This is a genomic window from Arthrobacter sp. I3, from assembly GCF_000520575.1.
GTDB lineage: Bacteria > Actinomycetota > Actinomycetes > Actinomycetales > Micrococcaceae > Arthrobacter > Arthrobacter humicola_A.
The window spans coordinates 36,998-44,350 of the sequence record NZ_KI914932.1; the positions used below are offsets into that span (position 1 = coordinate 36,998).

General features: G+C 66.4%; 7 protein-coding genes and 6 tRNA genes. 6 read left to right on the forward strand and 7 right to left on the reverse strand.

The window, feature by feature from the left end:
- Positions 1–55: 55 nt before the first annotated feature.
- Complete coding sequence (locus tag Y706_RS0113735; RefSeq protein WP_028277026.1) at positions 56–973, reverse strand: sulfurtransferase; 918 nt, start codon at positions 971–973, stop codon at positions 56–58.
- Positions 974–1,199: 226 nt separating this feature from the next.
- On the opposite strand from Y706_RS0113735, the gene zapE reads away from it, so the two are divergent.
- A complete protein-coding gene (gene zapE, locus Y706_RS0113740; protein ID WP_028277027.1) occupies positions 1,200–2,237 on the forward strand; it encodes a cell division protein ZapE in 1,038 nt (345 codons plus the stop codon).
- A 174-nt stretch (positions 2,238–2,411) separates the two neighbouring features.
- Here the strand turns inward: zapE and Y706_RS0113745 are convergent, their stop codons facing one another.
- From Y706_RS0113745 to Y706_RS0113770, 6 genes are all read right to left on the reverse strand, one after another.
- On the reverse strand, positions 2,412–2,681 hold the full coding sequence (locus Y706_RS0113745; protein WP_028277028.1) for an antitoxin: 270 nt from the start codon (positions 2,679–2,681) through the stop codon (positions 2,412–2,414).
- 232 nt (positions 2,682–2,913) lie between these two features.
- Positions 2,914–2,988, reverse strand: a tRNA-Val gene (locus Y706_RS0113750).
- Between the two features lie 38 nt (positions 2,989–3,026).
- A tRNA-Gly gene (locus tag Y706_RS0113755) sits at positions 3,027–3,099 on the reverse strand.
- A 148-nt stretch (positions 3,100–3,247) separates the two neighbouring features.
- Positions 3,248–3,322 (reverse strand) — tRNA-Val (locus Y706_RS0113760).
- Positions 3,323–3,361: 39 nt separating this feature from the next.
- Positions 3,362–3,432 (reverse strand) — tRNA-Cys (locus Y706_RS0113765).
- A gap of 46 nt (positions 3,433–3,478) precedes the next feature.
- Positions 3,479–3,551: transfer RNA gene (locus tag Y706_RS0113770), tRNA-Gly, on the reverse strand.
- A 380-nt stretch (positions 3,552–3,931) separates the two neighbouring features.
- Between Y706_RS0113770 and Y706_RS0113775 the strand changes: the two genes are divergently transcribed.
- The 5 genes from Y706_RS0113775 to Y706_RS28245 all read left to right on the forward strand — a co-directional run.
- A tRNA-Val gene (locus Y706_RS0113775) sits at positions 3,932–4,003 on the forward strand.
- Between the two features lie 86 nt (positions 4,004–4,089).
- Positions 4,090–4,935, forward strand: coding sequence for a hypothetical protein (locus tag Y706_RS0113780; protein ID WP_028277029.1), 846 nt, complete (start codon positions 4,090–4,092; stop codon positions 4,933–4,935).
- Positions 4,936–5,031: 96 nt separating this feature from the next.
- Positions 5,032–5,604, forward strand: coding sequence for a peptide deformylase (gene def, locus Y706_RS0113785; RefSeq protein ID WP_028277030.1), 573 nt, complete (start codon positions 5,032–5,034; stop codon positions 5,602–5,604).
- Positions 5,601–6,521 carry a methionyl-tRNA formyltransferase gene (gene fmt, locus Y706_RS0113790; RefSeq protein ID WP_028277031.1) on the forward strand — a complete coding sequence of 307 codons (921 nt, stop codon included), beginning with the start codon at positions 5,601–5,603 and terminating at the stop codon, positions 6,519–6,521. The genes def and fmt overlap by 4 nt, the downstream gene beginning before the upstream one ends.
- Positions 6,518–7,353, forward strand: an 836-nt coding sequence (locus Y706_RS28245) for a transcription antitermination factor NusB (RefSeq protein ID WP_043436169.1), incomplete at its 3' end; no start/stop codon positions are given. The genes fmt and Y706_RS28245, both read left to right, overlap by 4 nt.

Sequence of the window (7,353 nt, forward strand, 5' to 3'; positions counted from 1 at the left end):
CAGGCGCGCCGATTGTGTCCCTGTCGGGACAGGTCCCGCTCCACGGTCACCGCGGCTAACGGCCGGCCGGAACCGCGCCGCGTTCGGCACCCTTGACGATCGGGACGCGCACGGCGTTGCCCCATTCGGTCCAGGAGCCGTCGTAGTTCCGCACCGTCTCAAAGCCCAGCAGGTACTTCAGCGCAAACCAGGTGTGGCTGGACCGCTCGCCGATCCGGCAGTACGCCACGACGTCGTCGCCTTCGTTCAACCCGGCCTCGCCGAGGTAGAGGGCCTCGAGCTCGCCGCGGTTCCGGTACGTGCCGTCGCCGGCCGCCGCGCGGGCCCAGGGGATTGAGGCCGCCGTGGGGATATGGCCGCCGCGCAGCGCGCCCTCTTCCGGGTAGGCGGGCATGTGGGTGCGCTGGCCGGTGTACTCCTCGGTCGAGCGGACGTCGATCAGCGGCTTGCCGAAGTGCGCCAGGACGTCATCCTTGAAGGCGCGGATCGGAGCATCGTCCCGCTCCACGACGGGGTAGTCGGCAGGGGTGGCGACGGTCGTGACGGTGGATAGCGCCCGGCCTTCCGCGATCCACTTGTCCCGGCCGCCGTCCAGGAGCCGGACGTCCTCGTGGCCGAAGAGCGTGAACACCCAAAGGGCGTACGCGGCCCACCAGTTCGACTTGTCGCCGTAAATGACCACCGTGCTGTCCCGGGAAATGCCCTTGGACGCGACCAGCGCGGCGAAGGCTTCGCCGTCGACGTAGTCGCGGGTCACCTCGTCGTTCAGGTCCGTGTGCCAGTCGATTTTCACCGCGCCGGGGATGTGCCCGGTCTCGTACAGCAGGACGTCTTCGTCGGATTCGACCACCACGAGATTGCCGCCGTCGAGGGCCCCGTCCTCGATCGCCGTGGCCAGCCATTCCGTGGACACCAGGCGGTCAGGGTGGGCGTAGGCGGCGAATTTCTCGTTCTGCTCAACGGGGTAGGTCATTGCGATGGCCTTTCACTTGAACGGTCAGGAGGCCGGGCGCGGAAAGCGTGCGCCGCGCCAGGCCTGTTACAACACTAGTCACGGTCCGGTGGGAATGCTCCACCGGGTTCACACGGGGAAATGTGGTCTTCCTCACGCCGGCCGCGGGTCCACAGTCGCGCACGCGGGCCGGCCAGGCTTTGCCGGTATTCTTGCTGGGGACAAGAGACCAGCAGAACGGACCACCTTGGTACAGATCGAACAGCTCGCTGCCCGCACACCGGCAGTTTCCGTGGATGAACTCCTCAATGGGTTCTATCCGTCGCCGCGGTTCGGTGAGGTGTCGTTTTCCAGCTACCGGCCCGATCCCGCCCAGCCCAGCCAGGCCCATGCGGTCCATGCCCTGCAGCATTTTGCGGCCGGCGTGGGCGCACGCGACGGCGACGGGCTGTTCAAGCGGCTCTTCGGCAAGAAGGACACTTCCCGGGCCGGAATCTACCTCGACGGCGGATTCGGTGTGGGCAAGACCCACCTGCTGGCATCACTGTGGCACGCCGCACCCGGGCCCAAGGCCTTCGGCACGTTCGTCGAATACACCAACCTCGTCGGTGCGCTGTCCTTCCGCAAGACCGTTGAGGCCCTAAGCCACTACAAGCTGGTCTGCATCGATGAATTTGAGCTCGATGATCCGGGCGACACTGTGCTCATGTCCCGGCTCATGCGCGAACTCGCCGACGCCGGCGTGAAGCTTGCCGCCACATCGAACACGCTGCCGGGATCCCTCGGGGACGGGCGCTTCGCCGCCGTCGACTTCGCCCGCGAAATCCAGGTGCTGGCGGACCAGTTCGACGTCGTGCGGATCGACGGCGAGGACTTCCGCCACCGTGGCCTGCCGGCCGCGCCGTCGCCGCTGCGCAATGATGACCTGACCCACCACATGCATGCCGAGTTCGACGGCAAGACCGTGGCCCGCGATGAGTTCAGCACCTTAATCAACCACCTTGCCGGCGTGCACCCAAGCCGTTACCGCCAGCTGCTGGAGGGGATCGAGGGCGTGGTCTGGAAGAACGTGCACACGATTACCGAGCAGGCCGTTGCGCTGCGCTTCGTGGTGCTGGCTGACCGGCTGTACGACAAGGACGTGCCCATCCTTGCCAGCGGTGTGCCGTTCGACCAGCTCTTCACCGAGGAAATGATGACCGGCGGGTACATGAAGAAGTACTTCCGCGCCGTCTCCAGGCTGACCGCGCTGGCCCGCGAGGGCCAAAACCACGAACCCTCCTAGCGCCGGTTCCCACCAATTACAACGCCAAATCCAACGCGGGGTCAGTTACGGCTCATCCGGATGCACCGGATGGGCCGTAACTGACCCCGCGTTGCCTGTTTGGAGTCCCCGTTAAATGCCGGAGGTGCCGGCGCCGCCTCTCGGCGGGACCGGCACCTCACTGACGGATCTGGGTCAGAGGCCTGGCTGGCGGGGTTCCCCGGCTACGGGGGGCTCACCGGCTGCGGGAGTCTGATCGGCGACCGGGGCCGAATTCGGCCGGTCGTTCGCCTTGTCCACGAAGTCGGAAGCGCCACGCTGCACGGCATCGATCGTGCCGGCGTGCTTTCCGCCGGTCTTGGAGTCGACGAAGTCGCCTGCCTTTTCGATGCCGTCCTTGATGGCTTCTTCGTTGCCACCAATAACTTGCTGAGCCTTGCCCTTTAGATCGTCAAGTAAACCCACGGGCACCTCCCTTCGGTCGCGGAGCCAGATCGCTCCTTGCGTTTTCTACCCTAGCGGGAGGTGGCGGGGGTGCCAAGGGTGTCCGCCCAGAGGATAAAAGATGGAAGGCCAGGTGCACAGGGTAGAAGGGCCCTGAGTGCACCAATCCCCAGTACACAAACCCGCAGTGCACAAACCCGCAGTTCACAAACGGAGCACACAAAAAAGAGCAGCTCCCGGGGAGCTGCTCTTGTGGTGGGCGATACTGGGATCGAACCAGTGACCTCTTCCGTGTCAGGGAAGCGCGCTACCGCTGCGCCAATCGCCCGCAACCGGAAGGATCCGGAGTGGAGTTGTAATGAAGAGAGCGGACGACGAGATTCGAACTCGCGACATCCACCTTGGCAAGGTGGTGCTCTACCAGCTGAGCTACGTCCGCATTTAGTCCATGCCGGCTGGGCCGGTGGTACTGCATCAAGCAAGTTACCTTGCTCTGGTGGGCGATACTGGGATCNAGCTGAGCTACGTCCGCATTTAGTCCATGCCGGCTGGGCCGGTGGTACTGCATCAAGCAAGTTACCTTGCTCTGGTGGGCGATACTGGGATCGAACCAGTGACCTCTTCCGTGTCAGGGAAGCGCGCTACCGCTGCGCCAATCGCCCCTTGCATCCGATCGAAACCGGAAACCAGGGTTTTCACCGAGGTGGGTACGGGATTCGAACCCGTGTATACGGCTTTGCAGGCCGCTGCCTCGCCTCTCGGCCAACCCACCGTGTAGACAGGATTCCGAAGAACCTTTGCCGTGACAGTGTCCTGCGAGCGGACGACGAGATTCGAACTCGCGACATCCACCTTGGCAAGGTGGTGCTCTACCAGCTGAGCTACGTCCGCATTTAGTCCATGCCGGCTGGGCCGGTGGTACTGCATCAAGCAAGTTACCTTGCTCTGGTGGGCGATACTGGGATCGAACCAGTGACCTCTTCAGACCCATTGACCCGCGTTCCATGGCCCTACTTCCCCGAGTTCTAGGGGATTTTGCTAATTACAGCGCTGTAATTAGCGTCGGTGTCCAGCCGTCGCCCTAAGCGGCGCCGGGACTACTGGCCGGGCCTTCTGAGTGGAAGACTGGAACGGCCGGTAGAGGGCTGGTGGACACTGACCGTGCACGGGCCTGTTGCGGGCGAGTATTGGGCCCGAATTCCCGCCGCGGCCAGGTTCCCCCGGGCCGATTTCTAAAATCCGCCCGGGTGGGCTAGCATTCAATGTCGTTAGGGCGATTGGCGCAGTGGTAGCGCGCTTCGTTCACACCGAAGAGGTCACTGGTTCGAACCCAGTATCGCCCACTAACGAAATGGTCTGTTCCGCTGACTCAGCGGGGCGGGCCATTTTGCTTTTCATCGTTGTCTGACCCCCGTGAAAGAGTCTTCATATGACCGCTCCACTCCTCGCACACGCCACGGACTATGGCCGCATGTACGCCCGCTCCACGTCGGCACAGTTCTCTGTCCCTTCCATCACCACGGTGATCGGCCAGCAGCCACACGGCCTGGATGGCTGGTTCGGGTACATGGGCGCCAACAGCCTGGCCCAGGATCCCGAGCTCCCCGGCATCCTGGGGAGCCCGGCCAAACTGCGGCAGGCGGTCAGCCGGGCCGCCAAGGCGGCGGAGTCCTACCGGGACGATGCCGCCAAGCGCGGCGACCGGGTCCATAACTATTGTGAGCAGGTTGCGCTGCGTGCGCTCGGCCGGCCGCACCAGATGAAGGAAACACGGGAGGCGCTGGCCGCCAACGGCGAGGAAGCCTTCGCGGCACGCTTCGACGAATGGTGGGAGCTCTTCCAGGTTGAACCCATCGCCCCGGAAATTACGGTGTGGAACAAGACGGTCGGCTATGCCGGCACCCTGGACCTCGTGGCACGGATCAACGGCCGGACCTGTCTTATCGACTACAAGACCAAGGGCACCAGCCGGGACGGCACCGTCAAACCGCTGGATGACAAGGTGGTCATGCAGCTCGTGGCGGGCATGAAGGCTGAGGAAAGCCTCGTGGATCCCGTCGCGGGGGAGTGGGAGGCCTGGCAGCACGGCGAGTCCCCGATCCTCCTGGCCGTGGCGGTCGGCGAGACCGAGGTCCGTCCGCAGCGGGCCAACCCCGAGGTCCTGAAGCATCACTGGTGGAAATTCTGTGCGCTGCGCCGCGTGTGGGAGATGTCCGCCGACACGGCAAGCGCCGGAGCAGCACTGCTCCCGCTGGCGCCGCCCGTGAAGCGCTGACCAGAAGCAACCAACAGAAGCAACCAACAGAAGCACGGGCAGCTGCAACTAAACTGGACTGGACCCCTAGCCGCCCACCGTGAGGACAGACTGCACATGGCCATTTTGAATATCCGCATCATCGGAGATCCTGTGCTGCGCACAGTCGCCGATCCCGTGACGGAATTCGGGCCTGAACTGGCAAAGCTCGTCGCCGACATGACCGAAACCATGGAGGACGTCGAGGGCGCCGGCCTGGCCGCGCCCCAGGTCGGTGTGAGCCTGCGCGTCTTCACCTACCGGATCGGCGGCGTCGAGGGTCACATCGTCAACCCGGTGCTGGAAAACAGCCAGGACTTCCAGCCGGACCAGGTCGAGGGATGCCTGTCCATCCCGGGTCTGGGCTTCCCCGTCCGCCGTTACCGCCACACCCGGGTGACCGGCGTGGACCTGCACGGCAACCCCGTCACCGTGGAGGGCGAGGACATGCTGGCGCGCTGCTTCCAGCACGAGACCGACCACCTGGACGGCATTCTCTACACCGACCGGCTCGAGGGCGAAGACCGTAAGGCCGCCCTGCGCGCCATCCGCAATGCCAACTACGACGCCATCACGGAACAGACAACCACCAAGCGCGCGAAAAGCGTCGGGACGAGCTTTGGCGGGTCCAGCTTCGGAATCACCCCGTGAGGGTTCTCTTCGCCGGGACCCCCGCTGTCGCCGTGCCGTCGCTCGACGCCCTTGTCGACGCCGGGTTCGACGTCGTCGCTGTCCTCACCCGCCCGGACGCACCGCTGGGACGCAAACGCGTCCTGACGCCGTCGCCCGTGGCCGCCAGGGCCGCCGAGCTCGGCATTGAGATCATCCACGCCGCCAAAGTCGATGCCGGGGTCACCGCCCGCATTGCCGCCGCAGCACCGGACGTCGCGGCGATCGTGGCCTATGGCGGGCTGATTCCCCCCGCGGCCCTCGCTGTCCCCCGCCACGGCTGGGTAAACCTGCACTTCTCCCTGCTGCCGGCCTGGCGCGGCGCAGCTCCCGTGCAGCGCGCCGTCATCGCCGGCGACGACGTCACGGGTGCCGTCACCTTCCGCCTGGAGGAGGGGCTGGACACCGGTCCGGTCTTCGGGACCCTCACCGAGACCGTGCACCCCGCCGATACCGCCGGGGCCCTGCTCGAACGCCTCTCCCACAGCGGCGCGGTCCTGCTGGCCCAAACGCTGTCCGCCATCGACGCCGGCAAGGCCGTCGCGCTCCCGCAGCAGGGCGACGTCAGCCTGGCACCCAAACTCAGTCTCGAAGATGGCCGGCTCGACTGGCAGCAGCCCGCCCTGGCGATCGGCCGGCGTGCCCGCGGCGTCACGCCGGAGCCGGGCGCCTGGACACTGCTGGAGGGCCAGCGGATCAAACTGGAGCCAGTGCTGCCGGCAGTGGACTCGGCGGCGCTTCGGCCCGGACAGCTGGCCATGGACGGGAAACGGGTTCTCGTCGGTACGGGATCGCACCCGGTGGAATTGACGCGGGTGCAACCCGCGGGCAAGAAAATGATGGCCGCCGCTGATTGGGCGCGTGGGCAGGCAACACTTGAAAGCGTGGTATTCGAATGAGCGGTTCCGGGACCAACGGCAACAGCCGAGGCAGTGGCCAGGGCGCCGGGGGCGGCAGCAGGCGGAACGCCCAGGGCCGGGAACGCAACCGCGGCCCGCAGCGCGGCTTCACCGAGAGCGCCCCGTCCCAGCGGACCCGCCGCGCCGATCCGGCCCGGCTGGTTGCCTTTGAAGTGCTCCGCGCCGTGGCCGCCGAGGACGCTTACGCGAACCTGGTGCTCCCGGCCCGGATCCGGCACCACGGGCTGGACAAGCGCGACGCCGGTTTCGCCACCGAGCTCAGCTATGGCGCCCTCCGCGGCCAGGGCACGTACGACGCCATCCTGGCCCGGTGCGTGGACCGTCCGCTGGAGGAGCTGGATCCCGCGATCCTGGATGCCCTGCGGATCGGGGTGCACCAGCTGCTCGCCATGCGCGTGCCCGCTCACGCCGCCCTGGACCAGACAGTGGGGCTGGCCCGCGCCGTGATCGGGGCCGGGCCCTCGGCACTGATCAACGCCGTCCTGCGCAAAGTCTCCGCCCGCACCCTCGATGAGTGGCTCGACCTGCTGCTCAGCACCGAGACCGATGCCACGACGATCGCGTCCATCCGCTACGCCCACCCGGAGTGGATCGTCCGCGCGCTCCGCCAGTCGCTCGTGGCCCACGGCCGGGCGGTTTCTGAGATTGACGCGCTCCTCGAAGCCGACAACGCCGCGCCCGTGGTGAACCTTGTGGCGCTGCCCGGCGTCGGCAGCCTCGACGAGGCCCTGGAAGGCGGGGCCACCCCGGGCGAGCTCGTCGAGGGATCCGCGCTCTCCAGCGGCGGGGACCTCGGCCGGCTCGCCTCGGT

Coding starts and splice junctions, on each gene's coding strand:
- Y706_RS0113735 (WP_028277026.1), bottom strand. CDS start 973: ATGACCTACCCCGTTGAGCAGAACGAGAAATTCGCCGCCTACGCCCAC.
- Y706_RS0113780 (WP_028277029.1), top strand. CDS start 4,090: ATGACCGCTCCACTCCTCGCACACGCCACGGACTATGGCCGCATGTAC.
- def (WP_028277030.1), top strand. CDS start 5,032: ATGGCCATTTTGAATATCCGCATCATCGGAGATCCTGTGCTGCGCACA.